This window comes from Streptomyces sp. HUAS ZL42 (assembly GCF_040782645.1).
GTDB lineage: Bacteria > Actinomycetota > Actinomycetes > Streptomycetales > Streptomycetaceae > Streptomyces.
On the sequence record NZ_CP160403.1, the window covers coordinates 8,567,930 to 8,592,671 of the forward strand.

19 protein-coding genes are annotated in these 24,742 nt (G+C 71.1%); 11 read left to right on the forward strand and 8 right to left on the reverse strand.

Annotation, left to right across the window (positions count from 1 at the left end; genetic code table 11):
- Positions 1 to 9: 9 nt before the first annotated feature.
- The gene (locus tag ABZO29_RS39135) at positions 10 to 2,523 is read right to left on the reverse strand and encodes a DEAD/DEAH box helicase (protein WP_367324932.1); all 2,514 of its coding nucleotides are present in this window, start codon (positions 2,521 to 2,523) and stop codon (positions 10 to 12) included.
- A 145-nt stretch (positions 2,524 to 2,668) separates the two neighbouring features.
- On the opposite strand from ABZO29_RS39135, the gene ABZO29_RS39140 reads away from it, so the two are divergent.
- Positions 2,669 to 3,463, forward strand: a complete 795-nt coding sequence (locus tag ABZO29_RS39140) for a metal-dependent hydrolase (protein WP_367324933.1) — start codon at positions 2,669 to 2,671, stop codon at positions 3,461 to 3,463.
- Between the two features lie 26 nt (positions 3,464 to 3,489).
- Here ABZO29_RS39140 and ABZO29_RS39145 read toward each other — a convergent pair whose 3' ends face one another.
- The 4 genes from ABZO29_RS39145 to ABZO29_RS39160 form a co-directional block, all read right to left on the reverse strand.
- Positions 3,490 to 3,744, reverse strand: coding sequence for a type B 50S ribosomal protein L31 (locus tag ABZO29_RS39145; RefSeq protein WP_367324934.1), 255 nt, complete (start codon positions 3,742 to 3,744; stop codon positions 3,490 to 3,492).
- 54 nt (positions 3,745 to 3,798) lie between these two features.
- On the reverse strand, positions 3,799 to 4,269 hold the full coding sequence (locus ABZO29_RS39150) for a DUF5709 domain-containing protein (protein WP_367324935.1): 471 nt from the start codon (positions 4,267 to 4,269) through the stop codon (positions 3,799 to 3,801).
- A 419-nt stretch (positions 4,270 to 4,688) separates the two neighbouring features.
- Positions 4,689 to 6,470 (reverse strand): ABC transporter ATP-binding protein, encoded by a 1,782-nt coding sequence (locus tag ABZO29_RS39155; RefSeq protein ID WP_367324936.1) that lies wholly within the window; start codon positions 6,468 to 6,470, stop codon positions 4,689 to 4,691.
- Positions 6,467 to 8,275 (reverse strand): ABC transporter ATP-binding protein, encoded by a 1,809-nt coding sequence (locus tag ABZO29_RS39160; protein WP_367324937.1) that lies wholly within the window; start codon positions 8,273 to 8,275, stop codon positions 6,467 to 6,469. Before ABZO29_RS39160 ends, ABZO29_RS39155 begins: the two co-directional genes overlap by 4 nt.
- Positions 8,276 to 8,495: 220 nt before the next feature.
- On the opposite strand from ABZO29_RS39160, the gene ABZO29_RS39165 reads away from it, so the two are divergent.
- Positions 8,496 to 10,097, forward strand: a complete 1,602-nt coding sequence (locus ABZO29_RS39165) for a peptide-N4-asparagine amidase (protein WP_367324938.1) — start codon at positions 8,496 to 8,498, stop codon at positions 10,095 to 10,097.
- A 170-nt stretch (positions 10,098 to 10,267) separates the two neighbouring features.
- On the forward strand, positions 10,268 to 11,674 hold the full coding sequence (locus ABZO29_RS39170) for a cation:dicarboxylase symporter family transporter (RefSeq protein ID WP_367324939.1): 1,407 nt from the start codon (positions 10,268 to 10,270) through the stop codon (positions 11,672 to 11,674).
- Between the two features lie 69 nt (positions 11,675 to 11,743).
- Here ABZO29_RS39170 and ABZO29_RS39175 read toward each other — a convergent pair whose 3' ends face one another.
- Positions 11,744 to 12,193, reverse strand: a complete 450-nt coding sequence (locus tag ABZO29_RS39175; protein WP_367324940.1) for a MarR family winged helix-turn-helix transcriptional regulator — start codon at positions 12,191 to 12,193, stop codon at positions 11,744 to 11,746.
- 94 nt (positions 12,194 to 12,287) lie between these two features.
- Here ABZO29_RS39175 and ABZO29_RS39180 point away from each other — a divergent pair, with 94 nt between their 5' ends.
- Together ABZO29_RS39180 and mltG are read left to right on the forward strand one after the other, a co-directional pair.
- Positions 12,288 to 14,090 (forward strand): ABC transporter ATP-binding protein, encoded by a 1,803-nt coding sequence (locus ABZO29_RS39180; protein WP_367324941.1) that lies wholly within the window; start codon positions 12,288 to 12,290, stop codon positions 14,088 to 14,090.
- A 43-nt stretch (positions 14,091 to 14,133) separates the two neighbouring features.
- The gene (mltG, locus tag ABZO29_RS39185; RefSeq protein ID WP_367324942.1) at positions 14,134 to 14,973 is read left to right on the forward strand and encodes an endolytic transglycosylase MltG; all 840 of its coding nucleotides are present in this window, start codon (positions 14,134 to 14,136) and stop codon (positions 14,971 to 14,973) included.
- 12 nt (positions 14,974 to 14,985) lie between these two features.
- Here the strand turns inward: mltG and ABZO29_RS39190 are convergent, their stop codons facing one another.
- On the reverse strand, positions 14,986 to 16,053 hold the full coding sequence (locus ABZO29_RS39190) for an NAD(P)-binding domain-containing protein (protein WP_367324943.1): 1,068 nt from the start codon (positions 16,051 to 16,053) through the stop codon (positions 14,986 to 14,988).
- Between the two features lie 69 nt (positions 16,054 to 16,122).
- Between ABZO29_RS39190 and ABZO29_RS39195 the strand changes: the two genes are divergently transcribed.
- Positions 16,123 to 16,545, forward strand: coding sequence for a YjbQ family protein (locus tag ABZO29_RS39195; RefSeq protein WP_367324944.1), 423 nt, complete (start codon positions 16,123 to 16,125; stop codon positions 16,543 to 16,545).
- Between the two features lie 116 nt (positions 16,546 to 16,661).
- Positions 16,662 to 17,225, forward strand: coding sequence for a hemerythrin domain-containing protein (locus tag ABZO29_RS39200; protein WP_367324945.1), 564 nt, complete (start codon positions 16,662 to 16,664; stop codon positions 17,223 to 17,225).
- 13 nt (positions 17,226 to 17,238) lie between these two features.
- Here the strand turns inward: ABZO29_RS39200 and ABZO29_RS39205 are convergent, their stop codons facing one another.
- Positions 17,239 to 17,766 carry a hypothetical protein gene (locus ABZO29_RS39205; RefSeq protein ID WP_367324946.1) on the reverse strand — a complete coding sequence of 176 codons (528 nt, stop codon included), beginning with the start codon at positions 17,764 to 17,766 and terminating at the stop codon, positions 17,239 to 17,241.
- 208 nt (positions 17,767 to 17,974) lie between these two features.
- Between ABZO29_RS39205 and ABZO29_RS39210 the strand changes: the two genes are divergently transcribed.
- The 4 genes from ABZO29_RS39210 to ABZO29_RS39225 all read left to right on the forward strand — a co-directional run bounded on the left by ABZO29_RS39210 (position 17,975) and on the right by ABZO29_RS39225 (position 24,715).
- Positions 17,975 to 18,373 (forward strand): ChaB family protein, encoded by a 399-nt coding sequence (locus ABZO29_RS39210; protein ID WP_367324947.1) that lies wholly within the window; start codon positions 17,975 to 17,977, stop codon positions 18,371 to 18,373.
- 649 nt (positions 18,374 to 19,022) lie between these two features.
- Positions 19,023 to 21,899: a SpoIIE family protein phosphatase gene (locus tag ABZO29_RS39215; RefSeq protein ID WP_367324948.1), complete on the forward strand. Its 2,877-nt coding sequence runs from the start codon at positions 19,023 to 19,025 to the stop codon at positions 21,897 to 21,899.
- A 138-nt stretch (positions 21,900 to 22,037) separates the two neighbouring features.
- Positions 22,038 to 23,585, forward strand: a complete 1,548-nt coding sequence (locus ABZO29_RS39220; RefSeq protein ID WP_367324949.1) for a sugar ABC transporter ATP-binding protein — start codon at positions 22,038 to 22,040, stop codon at positions 23,583 to 23,585.
- A complete protein-coding gene (locus tag ABZO29_RS39225) occupies positions 23,582 to 24,715 on the forward strand; it encodes an ABC transporter permease (protein WP_367324950.1) in 1,134 nt (377 codons plus the stop codon). The genes ABZO29_RS39220 and ABZO29_RS39225 overlap by 4 nt, the downstream gene beginning before the upstream one ends.
- The last annotated feature ends 27 nt before the right edge of the window (positions 24,716 to 24,742 follow it).

The window sequence follows — 24,742 nt, forward strand, 5'->3', positions numbered from 1 at the left end:
CTCCTTGGCTCACAGCTGGCCGACGTCGGTGACACGGACGACGGCGCGACCCTCGGCGTCGGAGGCCGCCAGGTCGACCTCCGCGCTGATGCCCCAGTCGTGATCGCCGTTGGGGTCGTCGAAGATCTGCCGGACACGCCACAGACCGTTCTGCGGCTCCTGCTCGATGACGAGCAGCTTGGGGCCCCGGGCGTCCGGGCCGGTGCCGAGGTCGTCGTACTCGTCCCAGTACTTGTCCATCGCATCGCCCCAGGCCTGGGCGTCCCATCCGGACTCCGCGTCCATCTCGCCGAGTTCCTCGACCTGGTCGAGGGCGGCGAGCTCCACGCGGCGGAACATGGCGTTGCGGACGAGCACGCGGAACGCGCGCGCGTTGGTGGTGACCGGCTTGACCTCGTCGGCCTTCTCCTGGGCCTCCTCGGCCGTCATCTCCTCCGGGTTGGCGAGCTGCTCCCACTCGTCCAGGAGGCTGGAGTCGACCTGGCGCACCATCTCGCCGAGCCACTCGATCAGGTCCTGGAGATCCTCGGACTTGAGGTCGTCCGGGATGTTGTGGTCGAGGGCCTTGTAGGCGCTGGCGAGGTAGCGCAGCACGATGCCCTCGGTGCGGGCCAGTTCGTAGAAGGACACCAACTCCGTGAAGGACAGCGCGCGTTCGTACATGTCCCGGATGACGGACTTCGGGGACAGGGGATGGTCGCCGACCCAGGGATGGCTCTTGCGGTACGTGTTGTACGCGTGGAAGAGCAACTCCTCCAGGGGCTTCGGGTACGTGATGTCCTGGAGGCGCTCCATGCGCTCCTCGTACTCGACGCCGTCTGCCTTCATCGCGGCCACGGCCTCGCCCTTCGCCTTGTTCAGCTGGGCGACGAGGATCTGCCGCGGGTCGTCCAGAGTGGACTCCACGACGGACACCATGTCCAGGGCGTAGGACGGCGATTCGGGATCGAGGAGCTCGAACGCGGCGAGCGCGAAGGTGGACAGCGGCTGGTTGAGGGCGAAGTCCTGCTGGAGGTCCACGGTGAGGCGGACGATACGGCCCTCGGCGTCCGGCGCGTCGAGTTTCTCCACGATGCCGCCGTCGAGCAGCGAGCGATAGATCGCGATCGCCCGGCGGATGTGCCTCAGCTGCTGCCTGCGCGGCTCGTGGTTGTCCTCCAGCAGGCTGCGCATCGCCTCGAAGGCGTTGCCGGGCCGGGCGATCACCGACAGCAGCATCGTGTGCGTCACCCGGAAACGGGACGTCAGCGGCTCCGGTTCGGACTCGATGAGCTTCTCGAAGGTGTTCTCCGTCCAGGCGACGAAGCCCTCCGGTGCCTTCTTGCGGACCACCTTCCGGCGCTTCTTCGGGTCGTCTCCCGCCTTGGCGAGAGCCTTCTCGTTCTCGATGACGTGCTCCGGCGCCTGGGCCACGACGAAGCCCGCCGTGTCGAAGCCCGCGCGCCCGGCACGACCCGCGATCTGGTGGAACTCACGGGCGCGCAGGGTGCGGACGCGGTTGCCGTCGTACTTGGTCAGGGCCGTGAACAGGACGGTGCGGATGGGGACGTTCACGCCGACACCGAGGGTGTCCGTGCCGCAGATGACCTTCAGCAGGCCGGCCTGCGCCAGCTTCTCCACCAGACGCCGGTACTTGGGCAGCATGCCGGCGTGATGGACGCCGATGCCGTGGCGCACATAACGGGAGAGGTTACGGCCGAACTTGGTGGTGAAGCGGAAGTTGCCGATCAGCTCGGCGATCTGCTCCTTCTCCTCACGCGTGCACATGTTGATGCTCATCAGCGCCTGCGCCCGCTCCACGGCCTGCGCCTGCGTGAAGTGCACGATGTACACCGGGGCCTGCTTGGTCTCGAGCAGATCGGTGAGTGTCTCCGTGAGCGGGGTGTACCGGTACTCGTAGGAGAGCGGCACCGGCCGGGTGGCGGAGCGGACCACCGTGGTGGGCCGTTTGGTGCGGCGGCTGAGGTCCTTCTCGAAGAAGGAGACGTCGCCGAGCGTGGCCGACATGAGGATGAACTGCGCCTGAGGAAGCTCAAGAAGGGGGATCTGCCAGGCCCAGCCGCGGTCGCCCTCGGCGTAGAAGTGGAACTCGTCCATGACGACCTGGCCCACGTCCGCGTTCCTGCCGTCGCGCAGCGCGATCGACGCGAGCACCTCGGCGGTGCAGCAGATGACCGGGGCGTCGGCGTTGACGGACGCGTCGCCGGTGAGCATGCCGACGTTCTCCGTGCCGAAGATCTTGCAGAGCTCGAAGAACTTCTCCGAGACCAGCGCCTTGATCGGAGCGGTGTAGAAGGTGACCTCGTCACGGGCCAGCGCGGCGAAGTGCGCACCCGCGGCGATCATGCTCTTGCCGGAGCCGGTGGGCGTCGACACGATCACGTTCGCGCCGGAGACCACCTCGATCAGCGCCTCCTCCTGATGGGGGTAGAGCGTGAGACCGCGCTCCTGGGCCCACGACTCGAAGGCTTCGTAGAGGGCGTCGGGGTCGGCGGTCGGCGGCAGCTGATCGATGAGGGTCACGCCCCCATCTTGCCTGCCCGCACACCCGATGGGGGAATCGCATGCCGGCCCGAAGATCACGACCGCTACGCTGTGTCGCCGACGGAGCGTCATCGCACCCGGTCAACTGGACAGCGGCACACGAGGAATGGGGCGGGCAACGGCCATGATGGGACCAGCACACTCACTGTCGGGCGCCGCGGCCTGGCTCGGCGTCGGAGCGGCGGCCGCCGCGGCCGGGCACCCGATGCCCTGGCCGGTCCTCCTCTGTGGGGCGCTGATCTGCGCCGGTGCCGCGCTCGCCCCGGACCTCGACCACAAGGCAGCGACCATCTCCCGGTCCTTCGGCCCGCTCTCCAGGTGGCTGTGCGAGATCGTCGACAAGCTCTCGTACGCCGTCTACAAGGCCACGAGGAAGCAGGGCGACCCGCGCCGCTCCGGCGGGCACCGGACGCTCACGCACACCTGGCTGTGGGCGGCGCTGATCGGTGCGGGGACCTCCGCCGTGGCGATCACCGGCGGCCGCTGGGCGGTGCTGGCGATCCTCTTCGTACACATGGTGCTGGCGATCGAGGGGCTGCTGTGGCGGGCGGCCCGCGGTTCCAGCAGCGACGTCCTCGTGTGGCTGCTGGCCGCCACCACCGCGTGGATCCTCGCGGGTGTCCTGGACAAGCCCGGAAACGGCTCGGACTGGTTGTTCACGGCTCCGGGCCAGGAGTATCTCTGGCTGGGACTGCCGATCGTGCTGGGGGCCCTGGTGCACGACATCGGCGACGCGCTGACCGTCTCCGGCTGCCCGATCCTGTGGCCCATACCGGTGGGCCGCAAGCGCTGGTACCCGATCGGCCCGCCGAAGGCCATGCGGTTCCGGGCGGGCAGCTGGGTCGAGCTGAGGGTGCTGATGCCGGTGTTCATGGTGCTCGGCGGAGTGGGCGCCGCGGCCGCGCTCAATGTCATCTGACGCACGCCGCCGGCGACGGTGACGGCTCAGGTCGCTCCGCCCTCGCCGTAGCGCCGCTCGAACCGGGCGATGCGGCCCTCCGTGTCCACGGTGCGAGCCGTGCCGGTGTGGAAGGGGTGACTCTCGGAGGAGATCTCCACGTCCACGACCGGGTAGCTCTCGCCGTCGTCCCACTCGATGGTCTGGTCGCTGGTCGCGGTGGACCGGGTGAGGAAGGCGTAGCCGGCGGCCCGGTCACGGAAGACGACGGGGTGGTAGTCGGGGTGCTTGTCCTGCTGCATGGCGGCTCCTCGTGCGGCGGCGGGGCCCGCGGCTCGCAAACGGCACGGGGTGGGTCAGCCGGACAGGGCGTCCTCGTCGACGATGTGCATCGCGGCCTCCTCGGCGGAGGCTGCCGCACCGTCGATGCCCACGTCCGTGGCGATCAGCGCGCTCTCCTCGTCCTCGTGCGCCCCCTCGTCCGGCGCCACGAGCCGGCCGGAGCGGGCGGCACCGACCTCGTTGTCCAGCAGTTCCCCGTCGGTGCCCTCGCAGTCGCCGAGGTCGTCGCCGTCGGGCACACCGGGGTCCGGCAGCTCCTCCGCGAGCCGCTGGTCCAGCGTCTCGCCCTGCCGGCGCTCCGCCGCCGTCACGCCGATGTGTTCCACGGCCCACGGTCGCTCCGGAGGGGACCAGCCACGGTCGAGCGGGTCCCCGACGCCGTCGTTCTCCAGCGTGTCCTCGACGTCGAGGAGCCCCGAGTCGTCCTGGATCTCGGACGCGTCGGGCTGGTAGACGTCGTCTCCCCATCCGTCGGCGCTGTTCACGGGTACCTCCAGGGGGTGAGGCCAAGCCCGGTCCCACCGCGGTCGGCGGGCCGCCGCCGCGGGGCACGGACCGCGCCCGGCGCGAACCGGGTGCTCCCCGAGCCGGTGCCGGTATCCAGCCTTCCACCCCCGTTCGGCACCGCGCAACGGCACGGGCAGTCTCATCACGGAGACCGGCGCACGCCTCAGGGGCACCGACCGCGGAGAACTGCCCGCGGATCACCGCTCCCACGGGCAGGACGGGCACCGAGCCGGACGCCGCCCGCCCGGCGCTGCCGACTGCGGCGGCGACGGCGGGGACGCCTGCCGAGCCGGAGGGAGGCTGCCGCACGTCTTCCGCTGAAGCCGCACGGCAGCCCCCGGTGAAGCGGCACGGCAGCCCCGGTGAAGCGGTACGGCAGCCCCCGGATCTCCCCCGGTCACCCGTGCCAGGACCGCCACAGCGCCGCGTACGCGCCGTCCGCCGCGACCAGCTCGTCATGACTGCCCAGCTCGCTGATCCGGCCGTTCTCCACGACGGCGATGACGTCCGCGTCGTGGGCCGTGTGCAGACGGTGGGCGATGGCGACCACCGTGCGGCCGTCGAGGACGCGGGCCAGGGACCGCTCCAGATGGCGGGCCGCACGCGGGTCGAGCAGCGAGGTCGCCTCGTCGAGGACCAGCGTGTGCGGGTCGGCCAGCACCAGCCGGGCCAACGCGATCTGCTGGGCCTGGGCCGGTGTGAGCGCGACTCCGCCCGAGCCGACCTCGGTGTCCAGGCCGTCGTCCAGCGCACGCGCCCAGTCGTCCGCGTCGACGGCGCCCAGGGCCGCCCACAGCTCGGCGTCCTCCGCCCCCGTGCGAGCAAGCCGCAAGTTGTCGCGCAGGGAACCCACGAAGACGTGGTGTTCCTGGTTGACCAGGGCGACGTGCGAGCGGACCCGCTCGGCCGTCATCCGGGACAGCTCCGCACCACCCAGGGTGATCCGGCCGTGCCGGGGCCCGTAGATGCCGGCCAGCAGACGGCCGAGCGTGGACTTGCCCGCGCCCGAGGGGCCGACCAGCGCCAGCCGGGTCCCGGGCGCGACCTCCAGGGAGACCTTGCGCAGTACGTCCACACCTTCGCGGTAGCCGAAGTGCACCCGGTCCGCGAGCACGTCACGCCCGTCGGGGGCCAGCTCGCCGTCGCCGGCGTCCGGCTCGATGTCCCGGACGCCGACCAGCCGGGCCAGCGACACCTGTGCCACCTGCAGCTCGTCGTACCAGCGCAGGATCAGGTTCACGGGGTCGACGAGCATCTGCGCGATCAGCGCGCCCGTCGTCAGCTGGCCGATCCCGATCCAGCCCTGCAGGACGAACACCCCGCCGAGCATCAGCACCGAGCCGAGCACCGTCACATGGACGACGTTGATCACCGGGAAGAGCACAGAGCGCAGCCACAGCGTGTAGCGCTCCCAGGCCGTCCACTGCCTGATCCTCAGCTCCGACACTTCGACCCGGCGGTCGCCGAGGCGGTGGGCCTCGACGGTCCGCCCGGCGTCCACGGTCTCCGCGAGGGCGGCGGCCACGGCGGCGTACCCGGCGGCCTCCGAGCGGTAGCCGGACGGCGCCCGCTTGAAGTACCAGCGGCAGCCCACCACCAGCAGCGGCACCGCCACCAGCACGGCGGGTGCCAGCGGTGGCGCCATGACCACCAGACCGCCGAGCAGCAGCGCCGACCACATCACGCCGATCGTCAGCTGCGGCACGGCCTCGCGCATCGCGTTGGCGAGGCGGTCGATGTCGGTGGTGATACGGGAGAGCAGGTCGCCGGTCCCGGCCCGCTCCAGAACGCCCGGCGGCAGCCGGACCGACCGCACGAGGAAGTCCTCGCGCAGGTCGGCCAGCATCCGCTCGCCGAGCATCGCGCCGCGCAGCCGCACCTGCCGCACGAAGGCGGCCTGGACGAGGAGAGCGAGCACGAAGAGCGTGACGGTCATTCCCAGATGGAGTTCCCGGGCTCCGTCCGACACCCTCTCGACGAGGTCGCCGAGCAGCCACGGGCCCACCATCGACGCCACGGTGGCGACCGTGTTGACGGCGACGAGGAGCAGGAAGGCGCGGCGGTGCCGGCGCAACAGCTCGGCCACATAGGCGCGTACGGTGGCGGGGGCGCCGACGGGCAGGGTGTTCGCCGTCGTCGGGGCCGCCGGGTCGTACGCCGGTGGCGCTACGCCGATCATGCGGTCTCCTCGATCTCTTCCAGTTCCTTCAACGCACCGCTGAGAGCAGCCTCTCGGGCGTTCAGTGCGGCCTCCTCGTCGGTCTCCCGGGTCACCACGGCCCGGTACCGCGGTTCGCTGTGCAGCAGTTCGCGGTGCGCGCCGACGGCCGTGACCTCGCCCTCGTGCACGAGCACGACCCGGTCCGCGCGGTCCAGCAGCAGCGGGGAGGAGGTGAAGACCACGGTGGTGCGCCCCGTCCGCAACCGACGCACGCCCTCCGCGATCCGTGCCTCGGTGTGCGAGTCGACGGCGGAGGTGGGCTCGTCGAGGACGAGCACCTCCGGGTCCGTGATGAGCGACCGGGCCAGCGCGAGCCGCTGGCGCTGGCCGCCCGACAGTGAGCGCCCGCGCTCGGTGATGCGCGCGTCCATGGGGTCTGCCGCGTCCAACGACCCCTGGACGAGCGCGTCCAGGACGTCCCCGCACTGCGCGGCCGCCAACGCGTCCTCCGCGCCGACGTCGCCGGACGTGGGCACGTCGAGCAGTTCGCGCAGCGAACCGGACAGGAGCACCGGGTCCTTGTCCTGGACGAGTACGGCCGTGCGTGCGGAGGCGAGCGGCAGTTCGTCCAGGGGCACACCGCCCAGCAGTACGGAGCGGCCTCCCTCCGCCGGGTGCCCTCCCAGGCGTTCCGCCAGCCGTCCCGCCGCGTCCGGGTCGCCGCAGACCACAGCGGTGAGCCGGCCCGCCGGCGCGAGCAGTCCGGTGCCCGGGTCGTACAGGTCTCCGGAGGGCACACCGGCCGCTCGTGATCCGCCGACGTCGGTGACGCGTTCCAGCGACAGCACGCCGGCCGCCCGTTTGGCCGAGGGGCGCGAGAAGGAGTACGCCATGGCGATCTCCTCGAAGTGCCGCAGCGGATAGGTCAGGACCATCACCGAGCTGTAGACGGCGACCAGTTCGCCAACGGTGATCCGGCCCTGGCGGGCCAGGTGGACGCCGTACCAGACGACCGCGATCAGCAGGAGCCCGGGCAGCAGCACCTGGATCGCGGAGATCAGGGACCACATGCGCGCGCTGCGGACCGCCGCCTGCCGGACCTCCTGGGAGGCGCGCCGGTAGCGGTCGAGGAACAGGTCCTCGCCGCCGATGCCGCGCAGCACGCGGAGACCAGCGACGGTGTCCGAGGCCAGCTCGGTGGCGCGGCCCGCCTTCTCGCGCTGGAAGTCGGCACGCCGGGTCGCGCGGGGCAGCAGCGGCAGCACCGCGAGTGCCAGCACGGGCAGGCCGACGGCGACGACCACGCCGAGCGCCGGCTGGTAGACGACCAGGCCGATGCAGACGAGGACGACGGTGAGCGCGGCGGCGGTGAAGCGTGACACGGCCTCCACGAACCAGCCGATCTTCTCGACGTCGCCCGTGGAGACGGCCACGACCTCGCCGGCCGCGACCCGGCGGGTCAGGGCCGAGCCCAGTTGCGCGGCCTTGCGGGCGAGCAGTTGCTGGACGCGGGCGGCCGCGGTGATCCAGTTGGTGACGGCGGCGCGGTGCAGGAAGGTGTCGCCGACCGCGGTGCCGGCCGCGGCCAGGGCCATCAGCCCGCCCGCGAGGGCGAGCCGTGTGCCGGAACGGTCGAGGACGGCCTCAACGGCGAACCCGACACAGAACGGCTGTGCGGAAACTGACAGGAAGTGCAGCAGTCCCCAGGCCAGCGACTTGAACTGGCCACCCAGCTGATTCCGGCCGAGCCACCAGAGGAACCGAGGCCCCGAGCGCGCGTCCGGCACACCAGGGTCGGGATACGGAAGGTCTTGGATCTGCATGACGTCCCAGTGGCTCGTGTCAGGGGGTGGATGGCGGCCGCGAACCGCGGCCGCAGGCGGCAACAAACCGTGAAAGGTTCGCCTCGGAGGGTGGTCAAAATCAACCGGTTTTCCACGGCGGCGCATGGATCCGGCTGTGGTTCGCCGGGCACCGGGGCAGGCGTGGGCCGATGGCGACGCCTCATTGCGGCGGGCCCCGACTCCCCGTAGAACACCGGGCATGACACGCAGAATCATCATGTCCATGCTCACCGTTGCGGCCCTCCTGGCGGGTGCCCTCCTCGGCACGAGCCCGGCCCAAGCCGCCGACATACCCGCCGAGTTCGGCACCGACTGGCACGACCCGATCACCGCCGCCCCGCCCGTCGCCAAGCCGCACACCAAGTCCTGCCAGGTCACCGTGGCGGAGGCGCAGTTCCGCGACTTCACGCCGTACCGGGGCACGTACACGCCGCCGGACGGCTGCGGCGACCGCTGGAGCAAGGTCGTGCTGCGACTCGACGGCAAGGTCAAGGGACGGCAGTTCGACCGGCTGGGCTACCTGCACGTCGGAGGAGTCGAAATCTTCCGTACCTCGACCCCCGAGCCTTCGCCCGACGGTATCGAGTGGTCCGTCGAGAAGGACGTCACGCGTTACAGCGACACCTTCCGCGGCAGTCAGGACGTCGAGATGCTCATCGGCAACGTTGTCGACGACACCTACACCGGTGTCATCGACGTGAAGGTCACGCTCACCTTCTACGAAGGCCTCCGGGCCCCGGCGCCCGACCGCGTACTGACCCTCACCGGCGGATCCGACGGCACGACCCTCACCACCCCGCGCAACAGTGAGCGCATCCTCGCCGAGGTGTATGCCACCGGCTCCGGCGGCGGCTGCGAGGAGTACTGGTATCTGACCGTGCCGAAGGAAGCGCCGTACTCGTGTCAGGCCGACAACGGGCCCTACCGCGAGGTGCAGATCAAGGTCGACGGACAACTGGCCGGAATCGCCGCGCCGTTCCCGCACGTGTGGACCGGCGGCTGGTCCAACCCCTTCCTCTGGTACGTCGTCCCCGGCCCGCGGGCCTTCGACATCAAGCCCATCGAATACGACCTGACCCCCTTCGCCGGGATTCTCAACGACGGCCGCCCGCACCGCGTCGAGGTCGACGTCGCCGGTGTGCCCGAGGGGCAGAGCGGCTGGAGCGCCCCGGTCAACGTGCTCGTCTGGCAGGACGCCGGAAAGGCGCGCGTCACCGGGAAGCTCACCGCCCGTCAGGAGGGCGATCTCACCAACTCCTCCATATACACGCCCGGTTCGGAGCACCGCCTGGACACCGAGGGCGGACACCGGCTGACCGTCGCCGGTTACGTCGACACCTCGCACGGCCGGGTGAAGACCACCGTCCGCCGCAGCCTGGCCAACACCTCCACGCACCGCTGGACCGACGGCGAGAACACGGACGGTCTCGACGCCCGGTGGACGGACGACGAGTCGGTCACCGTCGACGGACGCGGACCGGCCCGCACGACGCGCACGCAGCGGACGTACACGATGAACGGCACCACCACGGTCGGCACGGACGACCGGCTGCGCACCGTGCTGACCCTCGGCGACCGCGCCGCGGTCGTGGAGACGCGCGCAGGACGGCGAACCGCGTGGTCGCGGCTCGACGACACCTACACGGGCGACGCCACGTTCACCGTGAACGTGCCGCGCGACCAGCGTCATGCCGTCGGTACGACCGGCGAGCGCTACCGGCTCTACGGCTCGGAAGGGTGCTACGACCGGAAGTTGACGACCATTCAGGGCGTGCTCGCCGAGGACCGCAGGCTCTGCTGAGCCCGACAGTGTGCGGTGTGTCACGCGTGCCTTGATTTACACGGCGGCAACACGGAGGTCTTCCACGGGATCAACAGAACCTCCAGAGTGTCGAACACGGAAGCAGCTTTCCGTATCGCAGAAGTCCACTCCTCGGCTTCTGCGAGTCTGACGTCCCCAAGGAGTGCACCGTGCCGCCGTCCGTACCGTCCCTGCCGCGACGCGTCGCACGCATACTGCGTACCTCACTCTTCGCGCAGGTCGCCTGCGCGCTTGTGCTCGGCATCGTCGTCGGAAAGCTGTGGCCGGACTCGGCCACGGCTTTCCAGCCGCTCGGCGACGGTTTCACCCGGCTCATCAAGACGGTGATCTCACCGCTCGTGTTCTGCGTGGTCGTCGTCGGCATCGCCAAGGCCGGTGACCTGAAGGCATTCGGCCGGATCGGGCTGAAGGCCCTCGTCTGGTTCGAGGTCGCGAGCACGGCCGCGCTGCTCATCGGTCTCGTCGCCGCCAACGTCGTCCAGCCCGGTTCCGGGATGCACGTCGACCCGTCGAAGCTCGACGCCTCGGCGGTCGACCAGCAGACACAGGGGGGTGCGCTGCCCTCGACCACCGAGTTCATCGTCAACGCGCTCCCGACCAGTTTCGTCGGCGCGTTCGCCGACAACGCGCTGCTCCAGGTCCTCGTGCTGGCCTGCCTGGTGGGTGCCGCGCTGCTGCACCTCGGGCGCACCAAGGTCCCTCAGGTCCTGCCCGCGATCGAACAGGCCCAGCACGTCATCTTCGCGGTCATCGGCTTCGTCATGCGGCTGGCCCCGCTCGCCGTCTTCGGGGCGATGGTCCACCTGGTGGGCAACTACGGCCTCGGCGTGATCAAGACCTACGGCAAGCTGATCATCCTCTGCTACGTCGTCGCCGCGCTGTTCCTCGCCCTGCTGGCCGCCGCGCTGAAGCTGCTGACCGGGCTGAGCCTGTGGAAGTTCGTCCGCTACTCCCGCTCGGAGATGCTGCTCGCGCTCGGCACCGCCTCCAGCGAGGTCGCCATGCCGCGCCTGATGCAGAAGCTGCGCAAGGCCGGCTGCCGCGACGACGCCGTGGGCCTGGTGCTGCCCACCGGCTACTCGTTCAACCTCGACGGCGCCTCGATCTACCTGTCCATCGGCACCCTGTTCATCGCACAGGCCGTGGGCGTGGACCTCAGTCTGAGCCAGCAGATCACGGTGGTCCTGGTGCTGATGCTGACCAGCAAGGGCATGGCGGGCGTGCCGGGTTCGGCCTTCCTCGCCCTGTCCGCGACCGCGTCCTCCCTCGGCGTCATCCCCGCCGGTGCCGTCGCCCTGCTGCTCGGTGTGGACCGCATCATGGACTCGATGCGCGTCGCCACGAACCTGCTGGGCAACTGTGTCGCCGTCCTCGTGGTCTCCCGCTGGGAGGGCGCGCTGGACGCGGACCGGGCGAAGAAGGTGCTCGGCGGCGAGATCGTGGTCACGGTGGAGGACGAGGAGCCGCACACGTCGGAGCGTGAGCAGCCGCAGTCCGAGGTGGCCGCCGCCGTACCGGCCCGGACGGCCAAGGAGACCGCCCGCGAGGCCGGTTGACGATCGGTACGAGCACGGCAGCGGCCACCGCTTCGGCAGTCGAAGCGGTGGCCGCTGCCGTGTCCGAGCTCAGCAGTGCGGCGCCGCTGCCCCGTCGATCAGCGTGTCCAGCAGGTCCCCCAGCAGCTCGCGCTGCTCGTCCGTCAGCGGGGCGAGGATCTCCCGCGCGGCCGAGCGGCGCGCCCCCCGCAGCTCGCGCAGCGCCGTGCGGCCCTCGTCGGTGAGTTCGATCCGGATCACCCGGCGGTTGGTCGGGTCGGGGGCCCGTCGCACCTTCCCGCTCGCCTCCAGCCCGTCGACCAGTGTCGTCACGGCCCGGGGCACCACCTCCAGGCGTTCGGCGAGATCGGCCATGCGGGGCGGCGCGCTGTAGTGCGCAAGCGTGCGCAGCAGCCGGGACTGGGCCGGGGTGATACCGAGGTCGGCCTGTGCCAGATGGCGCTTCTGGATGCGGTGCACGCGGCGGGTGAACCTCAGCAGCTGCTCGGCGAGCAGGCCGTCGGGGTCGGGGGTGCTCATGTGGGAACAATATCAGGACCCCGATCATTATGAGCATAGGTAACAATGAGCTAAGCTCCGTAAGCCTTCGATCTCTCACCTCCCGTAGGAGCCCATGCACCCCGACAACCCAGCCCCCTGGAGCCCGCCCGCCGACGCCGTGGAACAGCCCCGGCAGGTGCGCCGCATCCTGAAGCTCTTCCGCCCCTACCGGGGCCGTCTCGCCGTCGTCGGCCTGCTCGTCGGCGCCTCCTCGCTCGTCTCCGTCGCCACACCCTTCCTGCTGAAGGAGACGCTCGACGTCGCGATCCCCGAGGGGCGCACGGGCCTGCTGAGCCTGCTCGCCCTCGGCATGATCCTCAGCGCGGTCCTCGCCGGCGTCTTCGGCGTCCTGCAGACCCTGATCTCCACGACGGTCGGCCAGCGCGTCATGCACGACCTGCGCACGGCCGTCTACGGCAGGCTGCAGCGCATGTCGCTCGCGTTCTTCACGCGCACGCGTACCGGCGAGGTCCAGTCCCGCATCGCCAACGACATCGGCGGCATGCAGGCCACCGTGACCTCCACCGCCACCTCTCTGGTCTCCAACTTCACCAGTGTGGTCGCCACGATCATCGCGATGATCGCCCTCGACTGGCGCCTGACGGTCGTCTCTCTGCTCCTGCTCCCGGTGTTCGTGTGGATCAGCCGCCGTGTCGGCAACGAACGCAAGAAGATCACCACCCAGCGCCAGAAGCAGATGGCCGCGATGGCCGCCACGGTCACCGAGTCGCTCTCGGTCAGCGGCATCCTGCTCGGGCGCACCATGGGCCGCGCCGACTCGCTCACGCGGTCCTTCGCCGAGGAGTCGGAGAGCCTGGTCGGTCTCGAGGTGCGGTCGAACATGGCCGGCCGCTGGCGCATGGCCGTGATCGGGATCGTGATGTCCGCGATGCCGGCCGTCATCTACTGGACCGCGGGGCTGGCCCTCCAACTCGGCGGCCCGGACGTCTCCCTCGGTACCATCGTCGCCTTCGTCTCGCTCCAGCAGGGCCTGTTCCGCCCGGCCGTGAGCCTGCTGTCGACCGGCGTCCAGATCCAGACCTCGCTCGCCCTCTTCCAGCGCATCTTCGAGTACCTCGACCTGCCCATCGACATCACCGAGCGGGAAGACCCCGTCCATCTGGACCAGATCAAGGGCGAGGTCCGCTTCGAGAACGTGGCGTTCCACTACGACGGCAAGAGCGGCCCGATCCTCGACGGCATCGACGTCACCGTCCCCGCCGGTGGCAGCCTCGCGCTCGTCGGCCCGACCGGCGCCGGCAAGTCGACGCTGGGCTATCTGGTGCCGCGGCTGTACGACGTGACGGAGGGCCGGGTCACCCTGGACGGCGTCGACGTCCGCGACCTCGACTTCGACACGCTCGCCCGCGCGGTCGGCGTCGTCTCGCAGGAGACGTACCTCTTCCACGCCTCGGTCGCCGACAATCTCCGCTTCGCCAAGCCGGACGCCACCGACGAGGAACTTCATGCGGCGGCTCGCGCGGCCCAGATCCACGACCACATCGCCTCCCTGCCCGACGGCTACGACACGATCGTCGGCGAGCGCGGTCATCGCTTCTCCGGCGGCGAGAAGCAGCGCCTCGCCATAGCGCGCACCATCCTGCGCGACCCACCCGTCCTGATCCTCGACGAGGCGACGAGCGCGCTGGACACCCGCACGGAACACGCCGTCCAGAAGGCCATCGACGCGCTCTCGGCCAACCGCACCACGCTCACCATCGCGCACCGCCTGTCCACCATTCGGGGCGCCGACCAGATCGTGGTTCTCGAGTCGGGCCGGGCGGTCGAACGGGGCACGCACGAGGAGTTGTTGGGGCAGGGCGGGCGGTACGCCACCCTCGTCCACCGGGACGCCCAACTGGAGTCGACAAGATGAAGATATGTCGGGTTTGTGCTGCTATGCGGGTTACCGTGCCCGCATGCAGACCAACACTCCGCCACGGAGCACGATTCGACTGACGCGCCGGGGGCGTCTCCTTCTCGTCGCGACCGGAGCCGTCGTGGCCGGCACCGCCGTGGCGGTGCCGCTGCTGAGCCTGGAGAGTGGCGAGGCCGCCAGACCCACGTCGCTGGTGATCCCGGAGGGCTGGCGCGCGAGCCAGATCTACGAGGCCGTCGACAAGGCCCTCGCCCTGCCCGCGGGCACCACCAGGAAGTCGCTGCCGAAGGTCGACCTGAAGCTGCCGAACGACGCCGAGGGCAACCCGGAGGGCTACCTCTTCCCCGCGACGTATCCCCTCGAGAAGCAGGCGACGCCGGAGAAGCTGCTGGCGGCCATGGTCGACACGGCGAACAAGAAGTTCAGCGGCGCCCCGCTCGCCGCCGGTGCCCAGCGCAACGCGATGAACATCTACCAGGCCGTCACCATCGCGAGCATCGTCCAGGCCGAGGCCGCCACCAAGGACGACATGGGCAAGGTGGCCCGCGTCGTCTTCAACCGCCTCGAGCACGGCATGCCGCTGCAGATGGACTCCACCATCAACTACGCGCTGAACCGCTCCACGCTGAAGACGACCGCGAAGGACACCCGGATCGAGAGCCCGTACAACTCCTACCAGCGCATGGGCCTGCCGCCCACACCGATCGACAACCCCGGCGAGGACGCGATGCGCGCCGCGATCAATCCGACGCCGGGCGACTGGCTGTACTTCGTCACGGTCAAGCCGGGCGACACGCGATTCACGGCCGACTACGACGAACACCAGCGCAACGTGGCCGAGTTCAACCGCAACCAGCGGAGCGCCTCGGCCGCCAAGTGACGCGACGGGCCGTCAGGCGGCGACCGGCTCCTGGGCGAGGAGCCGCCTGATGTCCCGTACGGCAGCGCGTCCGGCCCGGTTGGCGCCGATGGTGCTCGCCGACGGCCCGTACCCGACGAGATGGATCCGTGGATCGGCCACCGCACGCGTCCCGTCGACCCGGATCCCGCCGCCCGGCTCGCGCAGTCGCAGCGGAGCGAGATGGTCGATGGAGGCCCGGAACCCGGTCGCCCACAGGATGACGTCGGCGTCCACGCGCCGCCCGTCCCTCCACTCCACACCGTCGGGCGTGATCCGGTCGAACATCGGCAGCCGGTCGAGGACGCCGTCCTTCAGGCCCTGCCGTATCGCGTCGTTCAACGGCAGCCCGGTCACCGAGACGACGCTCCGCGGCGGCAGCCCCTGCCGGACCCGCTCCTCGACCAGGGCGACCGCGGCGCGGCCCGCCTCCTCGCCGAAGTGGCCCTCGCGGAAGACGGGCGGCCGCCGGGTGACCCAGGTGGTGGCGGCCGCGTACGGGGCGATCTCCAGCAGATGCTGCGTGCCGGACGCGCCTCCGCCCACGACGACCACCCGCTGCCCGGCGAACGCCTCGGGGCCCGGGTACTGCGCGGTGTGCAACTGCCGTCCCAGGAAGGTCTCCTGTCCGGGGTAGCGCGGCCAGAAGGGGCGGTCCCAAGTGCCGGTGGCGTTGATCAGGGCCCGTGTGGCCCAGACACCGTCGGACGTCTCGACGAGCAACCGCCCGTCCGGCCCCTCCCGGACGGCACGCACGTCCACCGGCCGCCGCACCCGCAGGTCGAAGGTGCGCTCGTACGTGGCGAAGTACTCGGCGATCACCTCGGACGACCGGCGCTCGGGGTCCGCGCCGGTCAGTTCCATGCCCGGCAGCGAGTGCATCCCGTGCACCTTGCCGTACGTCAGCGACGGCCACCGGAACTGCCAGGCGCCGCCCGGGCCGGGGGAGTGGTCGAGGACCACGAAGTCACGGTCCGGCTCGAAACCCGCGCGCCGCAGGTGATAGGCGCCGGACAGGCCGGCCTGTCCGGCGCCTATGACGACTGCCTCGATGTTGTTCACGATTCTACTAACCGCGCCGAGGTGGTGGATCTTCCCGGTGGGTGTGACCGCATGGGTCAGGATGGAGGCATGTCAGACGCCTTCACCACCCGAGTCCTGAACGTCGCGACCGGCTCCAGGGAAAGGGTCTTCGACCTCACCCGAGACTGCGAGGCCTTCCTGGGCGAGGCGGCCGCCGGCCGCGACGGTCTCCTCAACATCTTCGTCCCGCACGCCACCGCCGGCATCGCGGTCATCGAGACCGGTGCGGGCAGCGACGACGACCTCCTTGCCGCGCTGCACACCCTCCTCCCCGCCGACGACCGCTGGCAGCACCGCCACGGCAGCCCGGGACACGGCCGCGACCACGTCCTCCCGGCCTTCGTCCCGCCGCACGCGACCCTTCCCGTGGTGGGCGGCCGACTGGAGTTGGGGACGTGGCAGTCGGTGTGTCTGGTGGACACGAACAAGGACAACCCGAACCGCCAGGTGAGGCTGAGCTTCCTGGCCTGAGCTTCCTGGGCCGAGCGGGACGGAGACCGCCGGGTCGCGTTACCCGGGGCCGGGCAAGGGCACCCGGCACCCGATGGCCGCACCCGACGACCCCGACCGGCTTGGAGGTAACGACCATGGGACACGGAGGCAATGTCATCAACGAACTGGTCCACGACCACCGGGAGGTGGAGGAGCTCTTCGGCCGGATCGAGGCGCTGCCGTTCGGTGAGAAGGACCGCAAGCTCTATGCCGACCAGGCCACGATGGAGCTCGTGCGGCACTCGGTGGCCGAGGAGATGTACCTCTACCCGGCCGTTCGGAAGTACGTGGCGGACGGGGACGCGATCGCCGACAAGGAGATCGACGACCACTCCAAGGCCGAGGACATCATGAAGGACCTGGAGAGCTGTGAGGCCGACCAAGCCGAGTTCGACCGGCTCATCGGGATGCTGATGAACGAGGTCCGCTCGCACATCGCGGACGAGGAGGAGAACCTCTTCCCCCTGCTGAGCGGGTCGTGCCCGGCGGACAAGCTCGACGACCTCGGCGACAAGGTCCGCCAGGCGAAGAAGATCGCCCCGACCCGCCCGCACCCGTCCGCGCCGGACAGGCCCCCGGCGAACAAGCTCCTCGCTCCCGGGGCCGGGCTCGTCGACCGTGTGCGTGATGCCCTGACGGGCCGCGGAAAGAAGGACTGACCCTGGACCGCCGTCAGGCGGCCAGAGCGCGGCCCGGTGCCAGACGGTCACGGAGTTCGGCGCGGTACAGGTCGGCTACCGGTGCCAGGAGATCTGGGTGGCGCAGCAGTGCGGCCGCCTGCCGGTCGCGTGCGTCCGGAGCGACCAGCCGCCTGAACTCCGCCGGCGAACTCGCCCTGTGCGGGCATGCGGCGAGTGCGGCCATCGCCAGGCCGGCGAGATCGGCGTCGGCGAGCAGGCATGCCGCCCAGCTGGCGACCGCCTCGTCCACCCAGGTGCGCCAGGCGTCCGTGCCCGTGTCGTGGGTGCGCGCCGTGTCCGCGCCCGTGATCCAGTCGAGGCGGTCGGAGCCGCCGGGACCCGCCATCAGGACCAGTTCGGCATCCATCGGCGCCGGGTAGCGCAGCCTGGCCGCTGCCGTCACGGCCTGCCTGGCCTGCGCTTCGGCCAGTGCGCGGTCCAGTGCACCGCCGGCCGCCGGATACGCATGCGTCAGCCATGTGGTGGTCGCCGCGATGATCGGCGAGAGATCTGCGAGCACTGCCGGTCCGTTCGTGTCCCTGGGCGGTCTTCCCGTCCGCCCGATCGGGGCGGGGACCGGAACGATAGTCGGCCGACTCGCTCGCCGAAAATGACGGGAGCCATCTGATCAGGGTGTTTTCGCCCACATTTGCGGCCACCTGGCACCCTTCCGTTTCGGCTCGGGCGCCGCGGATACACGGACGTCGTTCGCATGGGAGGTGATCACTGTGCCAGGACGTGAGGAGCTCCCCTCGACGCTGGGGCGCTCACCCGAAGACGCGCAGCGCACCTGGATCAAGGCGCACGACGCCGCCGTCGAGCAGTACGGAGAGGGTGAGCGATCCCAGCGCGTGGCCTTCAGCGCGCTCAAGCACAAGTACGAGAAGGTCGGCGACCACTGGGAGCGCAAGGAGGGCGGCCGCAAAGGCCCCTCCGACCCGCGGGCGGCCAGGCCGCGGGAGCAGGAGGCGCGCAGCGGTGAGGGCGTCGACGAGCAGGCGTCCAAGGAGCGTCTGTACTACGTGGCCAAGCGGCTGGACATCGAGGGCCGGTCGCACATGAGCAAGTCGGAGCTGCTGGACGCCATCCGCGAGGAGAACCGCAAGCGGACCCGGCAGGCACACTGACTCCGGCCGGACCGGGTCCGCGCTCGTCCGGCGGCGCCGGGTGGCGTGCAGGCGGTGACCGCCCGCTTCGAGGCGTTGAGTACGGATGAGCTCGAACCCCGTGGACGCCCGGACTCCGGGGCCGGTCGATGTCGGCAACGGGCCCGCCGTCTCCCGCCGTGCTCTTCGAGACGCTGCGCACACGGGCCCGCCGGGCCCGGTCGGCCGCGGGGCCTGGAACCGTGTGACGGCGGACCGCATGCGGCGGACCGCGGGCGTGCGCGGTCCGGGACGGTCCGATGCCACGACAATGGCGCCCACCTCGACGCCCTCTGCCACATCGCCTACCGCGGCAGCTCTACGACGGCCGAACGGCACACGAGATCGTCGATGCGCCCGGTGCCCGGCGCCCGGTGCCCGGTTCGGCGCGGTCGCGACGTTCGGGCGCCTCGTCACGACGGGTGTGCTCCTCTACCTTCCCGCCGTCCCCGGTATCCGCCAGGCGGTCCTGTGACGACCAGCCCCGGCCGGTCACCAACCGTGAGGGTTCTTACCAACCGTGACTCAAGCCCCTAATGCCCGTATCCTCGTCAATGCCAGATAGTTCCGAAGTGCGGATTATCGAATAGTTCCGAAGTGTGGAATGTCGAAGGCGTGAGTGAGGCGGAGCGTGGTTCGGTCGGGCGGCGAACCCATACCGACGGGGAGTGCGACAGACGGCACGGGTCCCGCCGGTCTTCGTGAGCGGTTCCTGCAGGGCGAGCAGGTCGAGACGGGTGTGCGGACGTCGATCCTGAACTCCTGGCGGCGCTGCCGGTCCCTTGGCCTCTCGCCGGACCAGTCCGACCTTCCCTTCGAGGAGGATTTCGATCCGGACCCCCGGATCGTCCGCGCAGCCGTGCCGGTGCTCGACCGGTTGCAGTCCATGTTCGCCGGCAGCTCGATGAACATCTCGCTCGCCGACGCGAGCGGGAGGGTTCTCCTGCGCCGTTTCGGGGAGGCGTCGCTGGCCGGAAGGCTCCCGGCGATCCAGAGCGTTCCGGGGTTCGTGTTCGCCGAGCGGTTCGCCGGCACCAACGGCATCGGTCTGGCCCTGGCGGAGCGGCAGCTCATCCGGGTCTACGGCGCCGAGCACTTCGCCGAACGCTCCCAGGGCAGCGCCTGCCGCGCGCTTCCCGTCCGCGACCCGCTCAGCGGTGGCATCGAGGGCGTCCTGTGCTTCGGCTATCCGCGCACCGCCGAGAACCCGGCACTGGAGACCGTGATACGCCGGGCCGCCGAGGCCATCGAGCGCCGGCTCCTCGGGCAGAGTTCCGAGCGTGAACGTGCTTTGCTGCGGGCGTACCTGGGCACCGGAGCCGAGGCCGCCGCGGGCCTCCGTCGCAGCGTCGGAGTGGAGGAACTGGCCCTCGGAATGCACCCCCGTGACCGCGAGACCCTCCTGGAGCGGGCCGCCGAGCTGATCTCCGACGCGCAGCGGGCCGCCGTAGACGTGTCCCTGTCCGGCGGCAGGCGGGTCACCCTCGTGAGCCGTCCGATGACGAGTGCCTCCGGTGTGGAAGGCTTCGCGATCGAGGCCGTCCTCCCCGGCCCACCCGCACCGCGCGAGCCCTTCCGTCTCCCGCGTCAGGTCCACGAGCCTCGAGACCTTCCCCTCCAGCCTGCCGCCGTGCCCGTCGTCCCGAGGTCCGGGGCCGCTCCCTTCGTTGCGGCTCCCGGGCAGCTCTCCGTGACCCCGCCTCACGACACGGCGCCCGGCCGTCTCGCCGTGGCCGGCGAGGGCATCGCGGCCGTCGGCGGCGACGCCGCGACGGACGATCACCACGACTTCCCGCCCTCCGCGCGGGGGCTCGTGCTCCTGGGGGAGCCGCACGTGGGGACGTACGCCCTGGCCGCGCGACGCCGACTGGAGCTGCTGTCCGAGGCCAGTGGCCGCATAGGCACCACGCTGGACGTGCGCCGCACCGCACAGGAACTCGCCGAGACCGCGGTGCCGCGCCTGGCCGACTACGTCACCATCGACCTGCCCGAGGCCGTGCTGCGCGGTGAGGAGGCCGCCGACCCCCGCAGTGACCTGCGCCGTGCGGTGGTCCACGGCATCCGCGACGACTGTCCGTTCAGTCCCGTCGGCAAGCAGATCGACTTCGGCCCGACCGCGCCCCAACTGCGATGTCTGACCGGCGGGCAGGCGGTGCTGGAGCCGGATCTGCGGACCGCCGTGGGCTGGCTCGCGCAGGACCCCGAGCACTCCGAACAGATGCTGAGCCACGTCCAGTCCCTGATCGCGGTACCCCTGGTCGCCCGCGGCGTCGTCCTCGGCGTCGCCTGCTTCTACCGCGCCCAGGACTCGGTCCCGTTCGGGGACGACGACCGGTCGCTGGCCCAGGAACTCGCCACGCGCGCCGCCTTGTCCATCGACAACGCCCGCCGCTACACGCACGAACGCACCATGGTCCTGGCTCTGCAGCGCAGCCTGCTCCCGCACGGCCTGCCCGACCAGGACGCCGTCGAGGTCGCCCACCGGTATCTGCCCGCCGAGTCCGATGTCGGAGGCGACTGGTACGACGTCATCCCCCTGTCCGGCACCCGCATCGGCCTCTTCGTCGGCGACGTCGTCGGCCACGGCATGCTCTCCGCCGCCACCATGGGCCGCCTGCGCACCGCCGCCCGCAGCTTCGCCGAACTCGACTTCCCCCCGGACGAGGTCCTCATCCACCTCGACAACCTCGTGGGACGCCTGGACCGGGAGGACCCCGCCGCCGACGGCGCCGGCATCATCGGCGCGACCTGTCTGTACGCCGTCTACGACCCGACCTCGCAGCAGTGCACCATGGCCCGCGCCGGTCATCCCCCGCCCGCGCTGGTCGCCCCCGACGGCGCCGTGTCGTTCCCCGATCTGCCGCCCGGCCCCCCGCTCGGCCTCGGAGGCCTGCCCTTCGAAGCCGCAGAGATCCACCTTCCCGAGGACAGCCAGCTGGTTCTCTACACGGACGGGCTCATCGAGGACCGGCAGCGCGACGTCGACGTGGTCCTCGACCAGCTGCGCGGGGTACTGGCCCACCCGGAGCGCACCCCCGAGGAGACGTGCCAGGTGGTCCTGGACACCGTGGCGCCGGCCCACCCCTGCGACGACATCGCCCTGCTCGTCGCCCGCACCCACGCCCTCGACCCCCGGCGCATCGCCACCTGGGACCTGCCCGCCGACCCGGCCCTCGTCAGCGAGGTCCGCGCCTCCGCCACCCGGCAGCTGGCCGAGTGGGGGCTGGACGAGGCCGCGTTCGCCGCGGAACTGATGCTCAGCGAGCTGGTCACCAACGCCATCCGGCACGGTTCCGGGCCCATCCGGGTACGGCTGCTCCACCACCGCAGCCTGATCTGCGAGGTCTCCGACACCAGCAACACCGCTCCGCACCTGCGCCGGGCGGCCAGCACCGACGAGGGCGGCCGTGGCCTGTTCCTCGTCGCGCAGCTGGCACAGAGCTGGGGCACGCGCTACACCCCGGAGGGCAAGGTCATCTGGGCCGAATGCGGACTCGACGGCGCCTGAGGTGCGGAACGCCGGGCGGTCCGCTGACCCGTTGGAGTCACAGGTACCGGCGAGATGCCTGAAATGCTGTGATATGCACCGTTAAGATCGCTGACACACGTCGGGAAGAACTGGCCAGGCCGACCCCCGGAGATGTCCGTGCACGACGCTCACGACACCTCTGCGCAGGCGGTCCCGCCCTCCGGGGCGGAACCTCTGGTCCGTATCCGCGGGCTCGCCAAGCGGTTCGGCGGGACCCTCGCACTGGCCGGAGTCGACCTCGACGTCCACGCCGGCAGCGTACTTGCCCTGCTCGGGCCCAACGGGGCCGGAAAGTCGACGCTCATCAAGGTGCTCGCCGGAGTTCACCACGCCGACTCGGGGCGGATCACGGTGGACGGTCACCCGCTCGGGAGCCACAACGCCTCACGCAGCATGTCCTTCATCCACCAGGACCTCGGTCTGGTCGAGTGGATGACGGTCGCCGAGAACATCGCCCTGAGCACCGGGTATCCGCGCCGGGCCGGACTGATCTCCTGGCGGCGGACCCGGGAGCAGTGCGCCGACTCCCTGCGGATCGTCGCCGGACATCTCGATCCCGACGCAGCGGTGGCCGGGCTCGCTCCGGCCGAGCGTTCCCTGGTCGCCATCGCCCGGGCCATGGCGGCGCGGGCGAAGCTCCTCGTCCTCGACGAACCGACCGCCCGCCTGCCCGCCGCCGACTGCGCCCGGCTGTTCCGCGTCCTGCACGCCCTGCGTGACCGGGGCCACGGCATCCTCTACGTCAGCCACCGCCTGGACGAGGTGTACGAGGTCGCCGACTCCTTCGCCGTCCTGCGCGACGGCCGGCTCGTCAGCCACGGCCCGCTGGCGGGCCACAGCCCGGCTCGCCTGGTACGCGACATCACCGGCGAGGAGCTCACCGGCCACCGCCCCGCCCCGGCCCCGGCCGGTGGTCCGGCCGTCCTCACCCTCGAGCAGGTACGGACCGCCGGCGCGGGACCGGTCGGCCTGGAGCTCCGGGCCGGCGAAGTCCTGGGCCTGGTCGGCCTCTCCGGCGCCGGCCACCTGGACCTGGGCCGAGCCCTCGCGGGTTCCCGGCCCCTGCTCGCCGGACGCGCCCTTCTCGGCGGCCGCCCCTACCGGCCCCGTACGGTCGCCGGCGCCGTCCGACTGGGCGTCGCCCTCGTGCCCGGCGACAGACAGCAGGAGGGCTGCCTCGCCGACCTGACCGTGCGGGAGAACCTCCTGGCCAACCCTCGCGCGGGGGGCCGGTCGGCGCCGCACTGGATCAGCCCCCGCCGCGAACGCTCCGAGGCCGCCACCCTCATCGAACGGTTCGCGGTGCGTCCCCGCGACAGCGAGGCACCCATCGCCACCCTGTCCGGCGGCAACCAGCAGAAGGTCATGCTCGGACGGTGGCTGAGGGTGGGCCTGCGCCTGCTGATCCTCGAGGAGCCGACGGCGAGCGTGGACATCGGAGCCAAGGCCGCGATCCACCGCCTGCTCGACGAGGCGCTGGCCGCCGGCCTCGCCGTCCTGCTCATCTCCACCGACTTCGAGGAGGTCGCGGGCGTGTGCCGACGCGCCCTGGTCTTCGTCCGCGGATCCGTGACGACCGAGTTGAGCGGTCCGGCCCTCACCGTCGCCGAGCTCACCCGGGCGGCGTCGGCCATGCCCCCCTCCGCAACCGCGGCGAACCCGTGACCGCCCCGCCCTCCCCGTCTTCGCCCCGGCCACGACCCCGCCGACCGGGCCCGCTGAACCGACTCGGCCGACGGGGCGCACCGAGCGGCCCGGGCGGGCACCTCATCGGCGCCTACGGCCTGCTGGCCCTCACCGTCCTGCTCGTCCTGATCTTCTCCCTCACCCTGCCGCGTACTTTCCCCACCCAGGACACCGTCGACTCGATCCTCTCCACCCAGTCGATCCCGGCCGTCCTCGCCCTCGCCGCCATGGTCCCCATCGTGACCGGCGCGTTCGACCTCTCCATCGGCTACGGCCTCGGCCTGGCACACGTCATGGTGCTGCAGCTCATCGTCAACGACGGGTGGCCCTGGCCGCTCGCCTGCCTCGCGGTGATCGCCGGAGCGGCCGTCGCCGGTGTCCTCAACGGTGTGATCGTCGAGTTCGGCAAGATCGACTCCTTCATCGCCACGCTCGGGACCGGCAGCATGATGTACGCGATGTCCGGCTGGATCACCGACGGCGGCCGGATCGCGCCGGGGCCGGGGGGCCTCCCTGCCGCCTTCACCGACCTCTACGACTCCGAATTCCTCGGCCTTCCGGTCCCCGCGTTCTACGTGCTCGCGCTCGCGCTCGTGCTCTGGCTGGTGCTCGAGCGGCTGCCGCTCGGCCGGTACCTCCACGTCGTCGGGTCGAACCCGCGTGCCGCCGAGCTCGTCGGCATCCCGATCCGCAAGTACACCGTCTGTGCCTTCGCCGCCTCGGGTCTGATCGTCGGGTTCGCCGGTGTGCTGCTCGCGGCCCAGCAGCAGCTCGGCAATCCGAGCGTCGGCCTCGACTACCTGCTGCCCGCCTTCGTCGGTGCCCTCCTCGGCTCGACCGCGATCAAACCCGGACGCCCCAACGCCCCGGGCACCCTCGTCGCCGTCGCCGTCCTCGCCGTCGGCCTCACCGGCATTGCGCAGCTGGGCGCCGACTTCTGGACGGTTCCGTTGTTCTACGGCGGCACCCTGCTCCTCGCCGTCGGCCTGGCCGGCTACGCCGCGCGGCGCAGGCTGCGCACCGGCGCCGTGGCGGCCCGCGACGCGCCCGCCGTGGCCCCGGAGCCGCCGCCGACGCAGGACGGCGGTACGGCGGGGAGCAGTCCATGACCAGCCGTACGCATCACCACAGCGCTC

What these genes read in the sequence shown, in the direction of transcription:
- ABZO29_RS39140 (WP_367324933.1), top strand. Translation starts at nt 2,669, where the DNA reads ATGATGGGACCAGCACACTCACTGTCGGGCGCCGCGGCCTGGCTCGGC.
- ABZO29_RS39175 (WP_367324940.1), bottom strand. Translation starts at nt 12,193, where the DNA reads ATGAGCACCCCCGACCCCGACGGCCTGCTCGCCGAGCAGCTGCTGAGG.
- ABZO29_RS39200 (WP_367324945.1), top strand. Translation starts at nt 16,662, where the DNA reads ATGGGACACGGAGGCAATGTCATCAACGAACTGGTCCACGACCACCGG.
- ABZO29_RS39195 (WP_367324944.1), top strand. Translation starts at nt 16,123, where the DNA reads ATGTCAGACGCCTTCACCACCCGAGTCCTGAACGTCGCGACCGGCTCC.
- ABZO29_RS39160 (WP_367324937.1), bottom strand. Translation starts at nt 8,275, where the DNA reads ATGCAGATCCAAGACCTTCCGTATCCCGACCCTGGTGTGCCGGACGCG.
- ABZO29_RS39180 (WP_367324941.1), top strand. Translation starts at nt 12,288, where the DNA reads ATGCACCCCGACAACCCAGCCCCCTGGAGCCCGCCCGCCGACGCCGTG.
- mltG (WP_367324942.1), top strand. Translation starts at nt 14,134, where the DNA reads ATGCAGACCAACACTCCGCCACGGAGCACGATTCGACTGACGCGCCGG.
- ABZO29_RS39165 (WP_367324938.1), top strand. Translation starts at nt 8,496, where the DNA reads ATGACACGCAGAATCATCATGTCCATGCTCACCGTTGCGGCCCTCCTG.
- ABZO29_RS39155 (WP_367324936.1), bottom strand. Translation starts at nt 6,470, where the DNA reads ATGATCGGCGTAGCGCCACCGGCGTACGACCCGGCGGCCCCGACGACG.
- ABZO29_RS39145 (WP_367324934.1), bottom strand. Translation starts at nt 3,744, where the DNA reads ATGCAGCAGGACAAGCACCCCGACTACCACCCCGTCGTCTTCCGTGAC.